Origin of the sequence: Sphaerotilus sp., assembly GCF_034519685.1 — a bacterium.
Lineage (GTDB): Bacteria > Pseudomonadota > Gammaproteobacteria > Burkholderiales > Burkholderiaceae_C > Sphaerotilus.
Window position 1 is genome coordinate 903,373 of sequence record NZ_JAXHOF010000003.1, and the last position, 16,016, is coordinate 919,388.

At 67.0% G+C, this 16,016-nt stretch carries 11 protein-coding genes and 6 tRNA genes; 5 read left to right on the top strand and 12 right to left on the bottom strand.

Features of this window, described 5'->3' with window-relative positions; translation table 11 throughout:
• The first annotated feature begins 130 nt into the window (after positions 1 to 130).
• The 5 genes from murI to U5O44_RS07845 all read left to right on the top strand — a co-directional run bounded on the left by murI (position 131) and on the right by U5O44_RS07845 (position 4,807).
• Complete coding sequence (gene murI, locus U5O44_RS07825; protein ID WP_322587878.1) at positions 131 to 946, top strand: glutamate racemase; 816 nt, start codon at positions 131 to 133, stop codon at positions 944 to 946.
• A 73-nt stretch (positions 947 to 1,019) separates the two neighbouring features.
• Positions 1,020 to 1,949: a glycine betaine ABC transporter substrate-binding protein OsmF gene (gene osmF / locus U5O44_RS07830; protein ID WP_322587879.1), complete on the top strand. Its 930-nt coding sequence runs from the start codon at positions 1,020 to 1,022 to the stop codon at positions 1,947 to 1,949.
• A gap of 17 nt (positions 1,950 to 1,966) precedes the next feature.
• Positions 1,967 to 3,127: an ABC transporter permease gene (locus U5O44_RS07835; RefSeq protein WP_322588489.1), complete on the top strand. Its 1,161-nt coding sequence runs from the start codon at positions 1,967 to 1,969 to the stop codon at positions 3,125 to 3,127.
• Between the two features lie 22 nt (positions 3,128 to 3,149).
• Positions 3,150 to 4,088: an ABC transporter ATP-binding protein gene (locus U5O44_RS07840; protein WP_322587880.1), complete on the top strand. Its 939-nt coding sequence runs from the start codon at positions 3,150 to 3,152 to the stop codon at positions 4,086 to 4,088.
• On the top strand, positions 4,085 to 4,807 hold the full coding sequence (locus U5O44_RS07845; RefSeq protein WP_322587881.1) for an ABC transporter permease: 723 nt from the start codon (positions 4,085 to 4,087) through the stop codon (positions 4,805 to 4,807). The genes U5O44_RS07840 and U5O44_RS07845 overlap by 4 nt, the downstream gene beginning before the upstream one ends.
• A gap of 67 nt (positions 4,808 to 4,874) precedes the next feature.
• Here the strand turns inward: U5O44_RS07845 and U5O44_RS07850 are convergent.
• From U5O44_RS07850 to U5O44_RS07905, 12 genes are all read right to left on the bottom strand, one after another.
• A tRNA-Gly gene (locus U5O44_RS07850) sits at positions 4,875 to 4,950 on the bottom strand.
• A 32-nt stretch (positions 4,951 to 4,982) separates the two neighbouring features.
• A tRNA-Leu gene (locus tag U5O44_RS07855) sits at positions 4,983 to 5,075 on the bottom strand.
• 36 nt (positions 5,076 to 5,111) lie between these two features.
• Positions 5,112 to 5,187, bottom strand: a tRNA-Gly gene (locus tag U5O44_RS07860).
• 22 nt (positions 5,188 to 5,209) lie between these two features.
• Positions 5,210 to 5,283 (bottom strand) — tRNA-Cys (locus U5O44_RS07865).
• Positions 5,284 to 5,299: 16 nt separating this feature from the next.
• Positions 5,300 to 5,375, bottom strand: a tRNA-Gly gene (locus tag U5O44_RS07870).
• 105 nt (positions 5,376 to 5,480) lie between these two features.
• Positions 5,481 to 7,904 carry an endopeptidase La gene (gene lon / locus U5O44_RS07875; protein ID WP_322587882.1) on the bottom strand — a complete coding sequence of 808 codons (2,424 nt, stop codon included), beginning with the start codon at positions 7,902 to 7,904 and terminating at the stop codon, positions 5,481 to 5,483.
• A gap of 80 nt (positions 7,905 to 7,984) precedes the next feature.
• Complete coding sequence (gene clpX, locus U5O44_RS07880) at positions 7,985 to 9,259, bottom strand: ATP-dependent Clp protease ATP-binding subunit ClpX (protein WP_322587883.1); 1,275 nt, start codon at positions 9,257 to 9,259, stop codon at positions 7,985 to 7,987.
• Between the two features lie 46 nt (positions 9,260 to 9,305).
• Complete coding sequence (gene clpP / locus U5O44_RS07885; protein WP_322587884.1) at positions 9,306 to 9,914, bottom strand: ATP-dependent Clp endopeptidase proteolytic subunit ClpP; 609 nt, start codon at positions 9,912 to 9,914, stop codon at positions 9,306 to 9,308.
• A gap of 195 nt (positions 9,915 to 10,109) precedes the next feature.
• Entirely contained in the window at positions 10,110 to 11,417 is a 1,308-nt protein-coding gene (tig, locus tag U5O44_RS07890) for a trigger factor (protein WP_322587885.1), read from the bottom strand.
• Between the two features lie 51 nt (positions 11,418 to 11,468).
• Positions 11,469 to 11,555 (bottom strand) — tRNA-Leu (locus U5O44_RS07895).
• A gap of 91 nt (positions 11,556 to 11,646) precedes the next feature.
• Entirely contained in the window at positions 11,647 to 14,769 is a 3,123-nt protein-coding gene (locus U5O44_RS07900) for an efflux RND transporter permease subunit (protein WP_322587886.1), read from the bottom strand.
• A 10-nt stretch (positions 14,770 to 14,779) separates the two neighbouring features.
• Positions 14,780 to 15,910, bottom strand: a complete 1,131-nt coding sequence (locus U5O44_RS07905; protein ID WP_322587887.1) for an efflux RND transporter periplasmic adaptor subunit — start codon at positions 15,908 to 15,910, stop codon at positions 14,780 to 14,782.
• Positions 15,911 to 16,016 lie beyond the last annotated feature (106 nt).

Here is a 16,016-nt window from a genome sequence, read left to right on the forward strand (position 1 = left end):
GATTTTAGCCAGACTTGCCGCACTGCACCATCACGGCGCAAGCTTTTTGCATCAGGGAACACCCTTGGTCCGGCGAAAAACATGGCAATGGGCGCTGCTAGACTGGCGCTCCACCGCCGCTCCCGCCTGCATGACGACCCCTGCGCCCCTCTTCTCTCCACGCATCGGCGTGTTCGATTCCGGTCTGGGCGGGCTGTCGGTGCTGCGGTCGATCCGGCAGCGGCTGCCACACGCGCAACTGCTGTACGTGGCCGATTCGGGCCACGCGCCCTATGGCGAGCGTGGCGACGACTACGTCTGCGACCGCTCGCTGGTCATCGCCGATTTCCTCTACCGCCAGGGCGCGCAACTGCTCGTCATCGCCTGCAACACCGCGACGGCCGCCGCCGCCACCGCCGTGCGGGCACGCTACCCTGACGGGCGCATCGTCGGGGTCGAACCTGGCCTGAAACCCGCGGCCACGCAGACCCGCAACGGCCGGGTCGGCGTCATGGCCACCAACGGCACACTGCGCAGTGAGCGCTTTCGCCTGCTCGCCCAGGCCCACGCCGCCCACCTCGACCTGCGGCTGCAAGCCTGCACCGGGCTGGCAGCGGCGATCGAGGCTGGCGAGGTGGACTCGGACGCCGTGCGCGAGCGGGTGGCCACGCACTGCGCCGCACTGCGCGCGCAGGATGTGGACACGGTCGTGCTCGGCTGCACGCACTATCCCTTTGTCGCCCACCACATCCAGGCCGAGATGGGGCCAGACGTGGCGCTGATCGACACCTCCGACGCCGTCGCCCGCCGCACGGCCACGCTGGTCGAGTCGCTGGCAGCGTCCGACCAGACCGACGCCGAGCCGACCGCAGCGGCGCTGTGGACCACCGGCGACCTGCCGACGCTGCAGGGCTTCGTGCAGCGCTGGCTCGATTTCCCCTGCACGCTGGCCACCGAGCCCGCGTAACGCGAAAAATCCGGTGATCGTTTATAGTCGCCAGCGCCTGATTAGCGCCCATTTTTCACGAAAAGGACGACCGATGCGACCCACCCTGACCCGCCGCCTGTTCACCGGAGCGCTGATCGCCACCGCACTCGCCAGTGGTGCCGCCCAGGCGCAGACCAGCGCCGTGCGCGTCGGCTCCAAGATCGACACCGAAGGCTCGTTGCTGGGCAACCTCATCATCCAGGTGCTCGAAGCCGGCGGCATCCGCACCGAAAACAAGGTCCAGCTCGGCAACACCAAGATCGTGCGCGGCGCCCTCACCGCCGGCGAGATCGACCTCTACCCGGAATACACCGGCAACGGTGCGTTCATGTTCTCGGTCGAGAAGGATCCGGCGTGGAAGGACGCCAAGGCCGGTTACGAGAAGGTCAAGGCCCTCGACTTCCAGGCCAACAAGATCGTCTGGCTGGAGCCCGCCCCGGCCAACAACACCTGGGCCATCGCGGTCCGCAAGGACGTGGCCACCGCCCACAAGCTCAAGACGCTGGACGACCTGGGCCGCTGGATCGCCGGGGGCGGCAAGTTCAAGCTCGCTGCGTCGGCCGAGTTCGTCGAGCGCCCGGACGCCCTGCCCGCCTTCCAGACCGCTTACGGCTTCAAGCTCAAGCAGGACCAGTTGCTCACGCTGGCCGGCGGCGACACCACGGTGACCATCAAGGCCGCCGCCGAGCAGACCTCGGGTGTCAACGCTGCGATGGCCTACGGCACGGACGGGCCAGTGGCTGCCCTCGGACTGGTGGTGCTGGACGACACGAAGGGCGTGCAGCCGATCTACGCGCCCGCGCCGATCATCCGCGCCGAGGTGCTGGACAAGCACCCGAAGATCCGCGACCTGCTCGCCCCGGTGTTCAAGACGCTGGACGGCCCGACGCTGCAGTCGCTGAACGCCCGCATCGCGCTGGGTGGCGAGGACGCGAAGAAGGTGGCAGCCAGCTACCTGAAGTCCAAGGGCTTCATCAAGTAAGTCCGCCCGTGCCCGGAATGCGCCGCCGACTGGCCAACCCGGTGCTGGCAGTGCTGCTGCTGGCCGGGCTGGCTGCGGCAGTGGGCCTGTCGTTCGTGACGCAGGCACCGAACCGGTTGATCTCGGGGGTTGGCGTGCCGATGGCCGAGGTGATCGGCGCGGGGGGCTCGCGTGCCTGGGCGCTGACACCGGCGCTGCTGCTGGTCGCCGCCGCGTTGGGCACACCGACACGGACCTGGGTCCGAGGGCTGACGCTGCTGGGCGCCACCGGCGGTCTGGCGGGCCTGACCTGGCTGGCGGGCACCCACGCGAGCGCCCTGCTCTCCGACGACCTGCCGCTGGCCCGCACCTCGCTGGGCGGCGGTTACTGGGCGATGGCCGTGCTGTGCGGGCTGGCGGCGGCCGAGGCGCTGCGGGGTTGGTCGGCGCGGGCAGCGGCGTCGCTGATCGGCGGCGCATTCGTCGCCGCACCCATCGTCGCGCTGCTGTTGAGTGGTCACCTGGACGCGCTCTCGCTGCTGAAGGAATACGCCAATCGGCAGGACGTCTTCGACGCCGCGCTGCAGCGGCACCTGCTGCTGGTCGGTGCCACGGTGATCCCGACCGTGCTGATCGGGGTGCCGCTGGGGGTGTTGGCGGCGCGGCGGCCCGGGGCACAGCCGGCGCTGCTGTCGGCGCTCAACCTGATCCAGACGGTACCGTCGATCGCGCTGTTCGCATTGCTGATGGTGCCGCTGGCGGCGCTGGCCACGCGCTGGCCGGTGCTGGCCCAGTGGGGTGTGAGCGGCATCGGCGTGGCGCCGGCGGTCGTGGCGCTGACGCTGTATGCGCTGCTGCCGATGGTGCGCAGCACGATGGCCGGGCTGGGCCAGATTCCGCCCGATGTCCTCGACGCCGCGACCGGCATGGGCATGACCCGTGCGCAGCGGTTCTGGCGCGTGGAGGTGCCGCTGGCGTGGCCGGTGTGGCTGTCGGGGCTGCGGGTCACGACGGTGCAGGCGATCGGGCTGGCGATGGTGTCGGCGCTGATCGGCGCGGGCGGGTTCGGGGCGGTGATGTTCCAGGGGCTGCTGAGCAGTGCGGTGGATCTGGTGCTGCTCGGGGTGGTGCCGGTGGTGGTGCTGGCGGTGGTGGCGGACGGGCTGTTCAAGGTGCTGGCGGAATGGACGGGCCGGTGAAGGGGCACAGGCGATGAACGCCATGATCGAATTCCAGCAGGTCGGCAAGTCCTTCCACGGCCAGGCGGTCGTCGATGACTTCTCGCTCGCCATCGCGCCGGGCGAGTTCGTGGTGCTGATCGGCCGCTCCGGCTCGGGCAAGTCCACAACGCTGAAGATGGTCAACCGGCTGGTCGAGCACGACCGGGGCCGCATCCTGTTCGCCGGGCAGGAGATCCGCGCGTTCCAGCCGGAAGACCTGCGGCGGCGCATGGGCTACGCGATCCAGTCCACGGGGCTGTTCCCGCACTGGACGGTCGAGCGCAACATCGCCTGCGTGCCCGAGTTGCTGAAATGGCCGGCGGCGCGGATCCGCGACCGCGTGACCGAATTGCTGGAGTTGCTGCAGCTCCCGCCGGACGTCTACCGACGCCGCTATCCGCACGAGTTGTCCGGCGGCCAGCAGCAGCGGGTCGGCGTGGCGCGGGCGCTGGCGGCGGACCCGGACGTGCTGCTGATGGACGAGCCCTTCGGCGCACTCGACCCGATCACGCGCGAAGCCCTGCAGCTCGAAATGCGCCGCATCCACCGGCTGTCGGGCAAGACCATCGTGCTGGTGACGCACGACATCGAGGAGGCGCTGCGGCTCGGCAGCCGCGTCGTGCTGCTCGACCACGGCCGCATCGTGCAGGCGGGCACGCCGCGTCAGTTGCTGGCCGAGCCCGCCAGCGATCTGGTGCGCGACTTCATCGGGCGCGCGGACCTCGGCCTGCGCCTGCTCGCGCTGGACACGGTGGCCAGCCGGATGCGGCCCGGGCCGATCGAGCCGAACAACGCGCCGGCGCTGCGCGACACCGACTCGCTCCGGGAGGCGCTGTCGACGCTGATCGCACGCGGCACGAGCCAACTGCCGGTGGCCGACGCCACGGGCACGCTGTGCGGGCTGCTCCATTTGTCCGATCTGGTGCAGCCCTCGGCATGAAACGCGCTCGCCTGGCGGATCCGCTGCTGTGGGCGCTGCTGGCCTTGATCGGCCTGACCTGGGGCATGCCCGCGCTCAAGCCACTGTTCGCCGCGGGCTTTCCGGCGCTGGACCGCCCGATGTACGAACAGGACAGCTTCGTCGCGCTGATGGTGGCGCACATCGGGCTGGTCGCCGTGTCGAGTGCGGTGTCGGTGCTGCTGGGCTGGGCGGCGGGGGTATTCGCCACCCGATCGGCCGGGCTGGCGTTTCGTCCGTTGATCGAAACCGTGGTCGCGATGGGGCAGACCGTGCCGCCGGTGGCCGTGCTGGCGGTGGCCGCGCCGCTGATCGGCTTTGGCGAGACACCGGCGCTGATCGCGCTCGCGCTCTACGGGTTGCTGCCGGTGGTGCAGCAGACGCTGGCAGGGCTGTCGTCGGTGCCGACTGGCGCACTGGAGGCCGCCACCGGGCTGGGGATGACACCGCTGCAGCGACTCTGGCGCGTGGAGTGGCCGCTGGCGTGGCCGGTGATCCTGTCGGGGGTGCGCACGTCGGTCATCATCAACATCGGCACTGCAGCGATCGCATCGACTGTCGGCGCCAAGACGCTGGGCTCGCCGATCATCGTCGGTCTCAGCGGGTTCAACACCGCCTATGTGCTGCAGGGCGCCGTGCTGGTGGGCCTGCTGGCAGTGGTGGTGGATCTGGGATTCGAACGCCTGATGCCCAAGCGCTGAAAACTGACAGCTGAAAAGCAGAAAAGCCGTCACGGTGGACGGCTTTTCTGCTTTGTACGGACTGTACTGGAGCGGGAAACGAGATTCGAACTCGCGACCTCAACCTTGGCAAGGTTGCGCTCTACCAACTGAGCTATTCCCGCAAAATCTTTCAACTGACCAAAGCTTGCCAATCTGGTGCCCGGGACGGGAATCGAACCCGTACGCCCCCTCTCGGGAAAGCGGCGGATTTTAAGTCCGCAGTGTCTACCAATTTCACCACCCGGGCCGATTCAAAACCGAAACTACCCGACGCGACAAAAACTGGAGCGGGAAACGAGATTCGAACTCGCGACCTCAACCTTGGCAAGGTTGCGCTCTACCAACTGAGCTATTCCCGCATGCACAAAGACAACCGGATTCTGGAGGCGCGGAGTGGAGTCGAACCACCCTAGACGGATTTGCAATCCGCTGCATAACCGCTTTGCTACCGCGCCACAGAGACCAAAAAACTGGAGCGGGAAACGAGATTCGAACTCGCGACCTCAACCTTGGCAAGGTTGCGCTCTACCAACTGAGCTATTCCCGCGTCGCCTTCTGACTTTTTGCACCGCATTGGTGTTGGGTGCATCGCGTCGAGAACGAAAGTATAGAACATTTCGTTCTCGACGCACAAGCCTTTTGGGCCTGTTTTTTAGTGCTTGGTCGCCGCCTCGACCACAACGGCAGCGGCCTCCACCTTGGCCGCCTCCACCACCACCTTGGGCTCCTCCTCGGACAACGGCTGCGGCTGACGTTCCAGCGCAATCTCCAGCACCTTGTCAATCCACTTGACGGGGATGATTTCGAGCTGGCTCTTCACGTTGTCGGGGATGTCCTGGAGATCCTTGGCGTTCGCTTCGGGGATCAGCACGGTCTTGATGCCCCCGCGGTGCGCCGCCAGGAGTTTCTCCTTCAGGCCACCAATCTCCGTGACCTCACCCCGCAGCGTGATCTCACCCGTCATCGCCACATCGGCCCGCACCGGAATCCCGGTCAGCGCCGACACGAAGGCCGTCGTCATCGCAGCACCTGCGCTCGGGCCATCCTTGGGTGTGGCGCCATCCGGCACGTGGATGTGGATGTCGCGCTTCTCGAACAGCTCTTCCTTGATGCCAAGCCGCGCCGCACGGCTGCGCACCACCGTGCGTGCCGCCTCGACCGACTCCTTCATCACGTCGCCGAGCGAGCCGGTGCGGATGATCACGCCCTTGCCGGTCATGATCGCCGCCTCGATGGTCAGCAGGTCGCCACCCACCTCGGTCCAGGCCAATCCGTTGACCTGCCCGATCTGGTTCTGCTTCTCGGCTTCGCCGAAGCTGTACTTGCGCACGCCCAGGAAGTCGTTCAGGTTGGCCGCCTCGACCGTGACACGCCCGTCGTACTTCTTCAGCGACAGCCCCTTCACCACCTTGCGGCAGATCTTGGAGATCTCGCGTTCGAGCGAACGCACACCGGCTTCGCGGGTGTAGTAGCGGATGATGCCGCGGATCGCGTCTTCCTCGACCGTCAGCTCCTCGTCCTTCACGCCGTTGTTGGTGCGCTGCTTGGGCAGCAGATAACGCTGGGCGATCGAGACCTTCTCGTCCTCGGTGTAACCCGCCAGGCGGATCACTTCCATCCGGTCGAGCAGCGCCGGCGGGATGTTCAGCGAGTTCGACGTCGCGATGAACATCACGTCGGACAGGTCGAAATCGACCTCGACATAGTGGTCACCGAAGGTGTGGTTCTGCTCGGGGTCCAGCACCTCCAGCAGCGCCGACGACGGATCACCCCGGAAATCCGTGCCCAGCTTGTCGATCTCGTCCAGCAGGAACAGCGGGTTGCGCACGCCGACCTTGCTCAGCGACTGCAGCACCTTGCCCGGCATCGAGCCGATGTAGGTGCGGCGGTGGCCGCGGATCTCGGCCTCGTCGCGCACGCCGCCCAGCGCCATGCGGACGAACTTGCGGCCCGTGGCACGCGCCACCGACTGCCCCAGCGAGGTCTTGCCCACGCCCGGAGGGCCGACCAGGCACAGGATCGGCGCCTTGACCTTCTCGACACGCTGCTGCACCGCAAGATATTCAAGGATGCGTTCCTTGACCTTGTCGAGGCCGTAGTGGTCTTCGTTCAGCACACCCTCGGCGAACGGCAGGTCGTGCTTGACCTTGCTCTTCTTCGCCCACGGCAGGTTGACCAGCGTCTCGATGAAGTTGCGCACCACCGTGGCTTCGGCCGACATCGGCGACATCAGCTTGAGCTTCTTCAGCTCGCCATCGGCCTTCTTGCGCGCTTCCTTGGACATGCGCGCCGCGGTGATCTTCTTCTCCAGCTCCTCGAAGTCGGCGCCTTCTTCGCCTTCGCCGAGTTCCTTCTGGATCGCCTTGACCTGCTCGTTCAGGTAGTACTCGCGCTGGCTCTTCTCCATCTGGCGCTTGACGCGGCCACGGATGCGCTTTTCCACCTGCAGGATGTCGACCTCGTGCTCCAGCAGCTCCAGCAGCTTTTCCAGCCGCTTGGCCACGGGCACCAGGTCCAGGATGACCTGCTTGTTCTCGAGCTTGAGCGGCAGGTGCGCGGCGATCGTGTCGGACAGCCGGCCCGCGTCGTCGATGCCCGCGATCGAGGTCAGGATCTCGGGCGGGATCTTCTTGTTCAGCTTGACGTACTGGTCAAACTGCTGCGTCACGGCGCGGCGCAGCGCTTCGATCTCGGGCGTGCCCTGGTCGGGCACGGGCACCGGCGAGACGACCGAGGTGAAGTACTCGCCGCTGTCGTCGATCGTCACCGTGTTGGCGCGCTGCAGGCCCTCGACCAGCACCTTCACGGTGCCATCGGGCAGCTTGAGCATCTGCAGGATGCTGGAGACGCAGCCGGTCTCGAACATGTCGTCCGACTTGGGCTCGTCTTTCCCGGCAGCCTTCTGGGCCACCAGCATGATCTGGCGACCGGCATCCATCGCGGCTTCAAGCGCCTTGATGGACTTTGGCCGGCCCACGAACAGCGGGATGACCATGTGCGGAAAGACCACCACATCGCGCAGCGGCAACAGCGGCAGCGTGATCGGATCGGTGGGGAGAATGGGGTGGCCTGACATCAGAACCTCTCTTTCTGCGCTCACAGTTGGGAGCGCACCGCCGGTTTGCAAGAGTCAGTGGCGTACCGGCGTGGATGAACTCAGGCGCTGGCCTTGGCCTGCTCGTGGTAGACGAGCAGGGGCTTGGTGTTGTCCTCGATGGTGTGCTCGTCGATGACGACCTTCGCCACACCGTGGAACGTGGGCAACTCGAACATGGTGTCCATCAAGGCCTGCTCGATGATCGAGCGCAGCCCGCGGGCACCGGTCTTGCGATTGAGCGCCTTCTGGGCGATGGCGGTCAGCCCGGAGGGACGGATCTCCAGGTCCACGCCGTCCATCGCGAACAGCTTCTGGTACTGCTTGACCAGCGCGTTCTTGGGCTCAGTGAGGATCTGGACCATCGCGTCCTCGGTCAGCTCGCCCAGCGTGGCGATCACCGGCAGGCGGCCGATCAGCTCGGGGATGAGGCCGAACTTGATCAGGTCTTCCGGCTCGACCTCGCGGAAGGCTTCCCCGGCGCTGCGCTCGGACTTGGCCTTGACCGACGCGCCAAAGCCGATGCCCGATTTCTCGGACCGGTTGGCGATGACCTTTTCCAGCCCGTCGAAGGCACCGCCGCAGATGAACAGGATGTTGGTCGTGTCGATCTGCAGGAAGTCCTGGTTCGGGTGCTTGCGGCCACCCTGCGGCGGCACCGAGGCCATCGTGCCCTCGACCAGCTTCAGCAGCGCCTGCTGCACGCCCTCGCCGGACACGTCTCGCGTGATCGACGGGTTATCCGACTTGCGGCTGATCTTGTCGATCTCGTCGATGTAGACGATGCCGCGCTGGGCACGCTCGACCTCGTAGTTGCAGTTCTGCAGCAGCTTCTGGATGATGTTCTCGACATCCTCGCCGACATAGCCGGCTTCGGTCAGCGTCGTGGCGTCGGCGATCACGAACGGCACGTTCAGCAGCCGGGCGAGTGTCTGGGCCAGCAGCGTCTTGCCGGAGCCGGTCGGGCCGATCAGCAGGATGTTGCTCTTGGACAGCTCGACCTCGTCGCTCTTGGCCTTGCCGGCCATGTGCTTGAGGCGCTTGTAGTGGTTGTAGACCGCCACGGCCAGCGTGCGCTTGGCCTGGTCCTGACCGATGACGTACTGGTCGAGGCTGGCCTTGATGTCGCTGGGCACCGGCAGGTCGTCGCGGCTGGTCTTGCCAGGCACGTCCGTGGCGGGCGCCTCGTCACGGATGATGTCGTTGCACAGTTCGATGCACTCGTCGCAGATGAACACCGACGGACCGGCGATCAGCTTCTTGACCTCGTGCTGGCTCTTGCCGCAGAACGAACAGTACAGCGTCTTTTCGCCGGAGGAGCCTTTTTTCTCGGGCATGGAATGCGGCCTTGTCGAATCGGAGAAAGGTGGAAGTCGGTGCGGATCAGGCGCGCTTGCTGATGACCTGGTCGATCAGGCCATAGGTCTGGGCTTCGGCAGCGGACATGTAGTAGTCGCGCTCGGTGTCGGCCTGGATCTTCTCCAGCGGCTGCCCCGACCGGTCGGCCAGGATGCGGTTGAGCTGCTCGCGGGTCTTGAGGATCTCGCGGGCGTGGATCTCGATGTCGGTGGCCTGACCCTGCGTGCCGCCGAGCGGCTGGTGGATCATGATCTTGGCGTTCGGCAGGGCGAAGCGCTTGCCCTTCTCGCCAGCCGTCAGCAGGAACGCGCCCATGCTCGCGGCCATGCCCATGCACAGCGTGGAGACCTGGGGCTTGATGAACTGCATCGTGTCGTAGATCGACATGCCGGCCGAGACACTGCCGCCGGGAGAGTTGATGTAGAGGGAGATGTCCTTGTCGGGATTCTCGCTCTCCAGGAACAGCAACTGGGCGACCACCAGATTGGCCGTCTGGTCGTTCACCGGGCCGACCAGGAAGATGACCCGCTCGCGCAGCAGGCGCGAATAGATGTCGTAGGAGCGCTCGCCGCGTCCGGATTGTTCGATGACGATGGGCACCATGCCCAGGTTCTGCGTGTCGATTGCGCTCATTGGAGACCCTTGAAACATCACTGTGTCGCGCTGATGACCGCTCGGTACGGGTCGGCCGTCAGCGATGAACCCGATTATGGGGGTTGCCGGCATTCAACGCCGGACACGGGGGAGGCCATCATGTGACAAGGGGCGCTCGTGGCGCCCCTTGTTTGTGCTTTACCGACTCCGGAAGTCGGCTAGTGCCGAAGCACCTCAGGCACCCATCAGCTCGTCAAACGCCAGCGCCTTGTCGGTGACCTTGGCCTGGCCCAGCACGAAGTCGGACACGTTGGCCTCGATGACCACCGCCTCGACCTCGGCCAGACGCTGCTGGTCGCCCAGATACCAGGCCATCACGTCGGCCGGACGCTCGTAGCTCTGCGCCATTTCCTCGATGTGGGCGCGGATCTGGTCCGGCGTGGCCGACAGCGAGTGGGTGCGCACGACCTCGGCCACCGTCAGGCCCAGGCGCACGCGACGCTCGGCTTGCGGCTGGAACACTTCGTTCGGGATCGGGGCCTTGTCGGCATCCTTGACGCCGCGCTGCTTCAGGTCGGCCCGGGCGTTCTCGACCAGACGGCCGAGTTCGTTGTCCACCAGCGCCTTGGGCAGGTCGAACGAGGTCGCCGACTCCAGCGCCGCCATCACGGCCTGCTTGTTGCGGGCGGCGACGCGGAACTTGACTTCGCGTTCCAGGTTCTTCTTGATGTCGGCGCGCAGACCTTCGACGGTCGCGTCGGCGATGCCCAGCGACTCGGCGAACGCGGTGTCCACGTCCGGCAGGTTCTGCTGCTCGACCTTCTTCAGCGTGACGAGGAAGTCGGCTTCCTTGCCGGCCACGTCTTCGCCGTGGTAGTCGTCAGGGAACTTCAGCGGGAAGGTCTTCGACTCTCCAGCCTTCATGCCACGCACCGCCGTCTCGAAGGCTTCGAGCATGCGGCCTTCGCCCATCAGGAACTGGAAGCCTTCGGCCTGGCCGCCCTGGAAGCTGTCGCCGTCGATCTTGCCGTCGAAGTCGATGGTCACGCGGTCGCCGTCGGCGGCCACGTCATCGGCGGCGCGCTCGGTGAACGTGCGGCGCTGCTTGCGCAGGATGTCGATGGTGCGGTCGATGGCGGCGTCGGTGACCTCGGAGGACACACGCTCGATCTCGACGGCGGTCAGGTCGCCGACCACCACGTCCGGGTACACCTCGAAGGTCGCGTCGAAGGCGACTTGCCCTTCAGGCGCTTCTTCCTTCTCGGTGATGCGCGGCGTGCCCGCCACGCGCACCTGGGCTTCGGTCACCGCGTCCTGGAAAGCCTGACCGACCTTGTCGTTCATGACTTCGTACTGGACCGAGTAGCCGTAGCGCTGGGCGACGACAGACATCGGCACCTTGCCGGGACGGAATCCGTCGATCTTGACCGTGCGGGCCATGCGCTTGAGGCGGTTCTCGACCTCGGTCTGGAGTTCGACGGCCGACAAGGTCAGCGTGATACGGCGCTCGAGCTTGTCGAGGGTCTCCACAGTAACAGCCATGTTCTGAAGCTCTTTAGGTTGCTTGAATCTGGGGGAGTTGCGTGCCTGATGTGGTGCGCGGAGCCGGACTCGAACCGGCACGCCCGTGAAGGCGTCAGGACCTAAACCTGGTGCGTCTACCAATTTCGCCACCCGCGCGGCACGCGTCGGAAATTCCCGGAACCTTGAATTCTAACCCGATCGGACTGGCGCCCTTTTCAGGTCAGTTTCAGGCCGGCGCAGACCGGCGTCACGCCTTCTTGACCCGGAACCACGCCGCGTACATCGCCGGCAGCGCCAGCAGCGTCAGCGCCGTGGCGACGATCAGCCCGCCCATGATCGCCACCGCCATCGGCCCCCAGAAGATGCTGCGCGACAGCGGGATCATGGCCAGCACGGCGGCCGCGGCCGTCAGCACGATCGGCCGGAACCGCCGCACCGCCGACTCGACCACCGCGTTCCAGTCCGGCACGCCCGCCGCCCGGTCCTGCTCGATCTGATCGATCAGGATCACCGAGTTGCGCATGATCATGCCCATCAGCGCGATCACGCCCAGCAGCGCCACGAAACCGAACGGCCGGTCCAGCAGGATCAGCGCCGCGGCCACGCCGGCAATGCCCATCGGGCCGGTCAGGAACACCAGCATGGCCCGCGCGAAGCTCTGCAACTGCAGCATCAGCAGCGTGAACGTGACGAACAGCATCACCGGCACGCCGGCTGCGATCGAGCCCTGCCCCTTGCTGCTCTCGGCCACGGCGCCGGCGATCTCGATCGCATAGCCCGGCGGCATGCGCGCCTGGAGCTTCTCCAGCGCCGGCCACAGCTCGTTCGTCACGGTCGGCCCCTGCATGCCTTCTGGCACATCGCCCTGCACCGTGATGGCGTACTTGCGCCCCTCACGCCACATCACGCCCGGCTCCCAGACATGGTCGATGCGCGCGATCTGCGTCAGCGGGATCGGCTTGCCGCTGCTGGTCGGCACGTAGGCGCTGCCCAGGTCGGTGATCGCGTCACGCTCGCTGGTCGGTTGGCGCATCACGATGTCGATCAGCTTGTCGCCCTCGCGGAACTGGCCCACCGGCGTGCCGCTGAGCAGCATGCGCGTGGCCTGCGCGATCGACTGGCTGGTCACGCCGAGCGCGCGCGCCTTGTCCTGGTCGATCTGCAGGCGCAGCACCTTGACCGACTCGTTCCAGTTGTCGTTCACGCCCAGCATGTTCGGACTGGCGAGCAGGATGTCCTTGGCCTGGTCGGCCCAGACCCGCACCGTCTGCGGATCGGCGCCGACGACACGGAACTGCACCGGGTACGGCACGGGCGGCCCGCTTGGCAGCAGCTGCACCCGCCCGCGCACCTCCGGGAACTCGTCGGCCAGCAGCGTCGGCAGCCGCTTGCGCAGCGCCTCGCGCTCGGCCATGCCCTTGGGCAGCACGATGGACTGGCTCACGTTGGTCTGCGGGAAGATCTGGTCCAGCGGCAGGTAGAACCGCGGCGTGCCGCTGCCGATCCAGGTCGTCACCGTCTCGACGCCGGCTTCCTGCTGCATGCGCTTCTGGAAGCGCTCGGCCACACGCTCGCTCTCCTGGATCGTCGAGCCCTCCGGCAGCCACAGGTTGACCATGATCTCCATGCGGCTCGAATCGGGGAAGAACTGCTGCTGCACCTTGCCCATGCCGGCCAGCCCGAGCACGAACACGCCGATCGTCAGCGCGATCGTGACCCAGCGGTGGTCCACGCACCAGCCCACCAGGCCACGGAAGCGGTTGTAGAACGGCGTGTCGAACAGGTCGTGCGACTGCCCCTCGGCGTGTGGCTTCACCCGCAGCAAGCGTGCGCCCAGGTACGGCACGAAATACACCGACACCACCCACGAGATCACCAGCGCCGCCGAGGTCACGGCGAAGATCGCGAAGGTGTACTCGCCCACCGTCGACTTGGCCATGCCGATCGGCAGGAAGCCGGCGGCGGTGATGAGCGTGCCGGTGAGCATCGGCATCGAGGTGGCGTCGTAGGCGTAGGTGGCGGCGTAGAGCTTGTCGTGGCCTTCCTCCAGCTTGCGCACCATCATCTCGACGGCAATGATCGCGTCATCCACCAGCAAGCCCAGCGCGATGATGAGCGAGCCCAGCGAGATCTTGTGCAGGCCCACGCCCCAGTAATACATGGTGATGAAGGTGATCGACAGCACCAGCGGGATCGTGATCGCCACCACCAGCCCCGGCCAGATGTCGATGCGCAGTGGCTTGAAATGCAGCCCCAGGCTGATGAAGCTCACCGCCAGCACCACCGCGATCGCCTCGACCAGCACCTTGACGAACTCGCCCACCGACTGCGACACGGCCACCGGCTGGTCCTGGATCTGCGACAGCGTGATGCCGGCCGGCAGTTCGGCGCGGATCTGCTCGACACGGGCATGCAGCGCCTGCCCGAGCGCGATGATGTCGCCGCCCTTGGCCATCGACACGCCCAGCGCGATCACCGGCTCGCCCTGGTGGCGCACCTTGACGGCCGGCGGGTCGCTGTAGCCGCGCTTGATCGTGGCGACATCGCCCAGCTTGGTCATGCTCGCCACGCCGGTGGCCGGGTTGACGACGCGGATCGGCAACTGGCCGAGTTCCTCGACCGAGCGGAACTGGCCGCCCACCCGCACCTGCAGGTTCTGGCTGTCGGCGTTGAGCACACCGGCGCTCTCGACCGCGTTCTGCGTGCCGATCTGCGCGATCACCTGGTTCAGGTCGAGGCCGAGCTGCGCCAGGCGCTTGCCCGACAGCTCGATGAAGACCTTCTCCGGCTGCGCGCCGAAGGTCTCCACCTTGGCCACGTCCTGGACCTGCAGCAGCTTCGAGCGCACGTCGTCGGCGAACTCGCGCAGCTCTTCCTGGCTGAAGCCGTCGGCCGACAGCGCCACGATCGAGCCGTAGACATCGCCGAACTCGTCGTTGAAGAACGGGCCGATCACGCCGGCCGGCAGCGTGCCGCGCATGTCGCCGATCTTCTTGCGCGTCTGGTACCAGATCTGCGGCACGTCCTTCGGCGGCGAGCTGTCCTTGATCTGGAAGATCGTCACCGACTCGCCGGGCTTGGTGTAGCTGCGGATGATGTCGGCGTTGGGGACTTCCTGCAGCGTCTTCTCGATCTTGTCGGTGACCTGGTCGGCCATCTGCTGGGCGGTGGCGCCGGGCCAGACGGCCTGCACGACCATCGCGCGGAAGGTGAACGGCGGATCCTCGTCCTGGCCGAGCTGGAAGTACGCGGCGCAGCCGAGCACCATCAGCACGACCATCAGGTAGCGGGTCAGCGCCGGGTGTTCCAGCGCCCAGCGCGAGATGTTGAAGCCCGAACGCGAGCCGGTGTCGTGGGTGTGCGGTTTCATGGCGCCGACCTCACCGCGACGCCGCCGGGCGCACCGGCTCGATGTAGCGCTTGACCTTCATGCCGGCCGTCAGCACATGGACGCCGGCCGTGACCACCTCCTGCCCCGGCTGCACGCCGCCCCCGACCAGCACCAGATTGCCGTCCGCACCGGCGATCTGCACCGGCTGCGGCTTGACCGTCATCGTCGCCGGGTCGAGCAGCCAGACGGCGCTCTTGCCGCCCTGCTCCACCACGGCCGCCAGCGGCAGGCGCACCACCGCGTCGCGCTTGACGAGGTCGAACGCCACGGTGGCCGTCTGGCCCAGGCGCACCTCCGCGGCGGGCACGTTCAGGTCGGCCTTGGCGACGAAGGTGCGCGTGGTCGGATCGGCGGCGGCAGCGAGTTCACGCAGCGTGGCGCGCACCGGCTCGCCGCCTGCGCCCCAGAGGCGCACCTGCAGCGCGCCCGGCTGCTTCAGCAGCGCCCGCGCCGAGGCCACCCGGTCTTCCGGCACGTTGAACACCACATCGCGGGCGCCGGCCAGCGCCAGCCGCACGATCGACGCACCCGTCCCGACCACGGCGCCCGGCTCGGCATCCACACCGGTCACGACACCGGCCGCATCGGCGATCAGGCGGGTGTACTGCGCCTGGTTGCCCTGCACGCCGACCTGGACGCGGGCCTGGTCGAGCGTGGCCTGGGCCGCCTTGACGGCGGTTTCGCGACGCTCCAGCTCGGCCCCGCCGATGAAGCCCTGGCCATGCAGCTCGCGGTAGCGCTTCAGGTCGGCATTCACCTGGTCCCAGTTCGCCTGCGCGGCGCGCAAACCGGCGGCCGCCGCGTCCTGGCCGAGCTTCAGATCCGACGGATCGAGCTGCGCGATCACCTGCCCCGCCTTCACCTCATCGCCCAGGTTGACCGCGCGGCTCATCAGCTTGCCCCCGACCCGGAAGCCCAGCCGCGTCTCGGTGCGCGCCTTGATCTCGCCGGCGTACTCCTGCTGCGCGGTGGCCGACTCGGTGCTCACCTTCTGCGTGCGCACGGCGCGGATCGGCTCGGGCGCAGGCTCCGGCCGCGAACAGGCCGCGAGCAGGGTGAGCATCGACAGGCCGGCGGCCATCGACAGGGGGCGGCGGGCGCGATCGGGAAGGGGTCGCATGGGGGGTGGCTCCGAACTGACTGACTGGTCAGTAATGTACGAGTCGGTCTTCGCCGTTGTCAATTCCTGCGGCCGTCCGTGGCGATAATCACGCACCTTGCGCCCC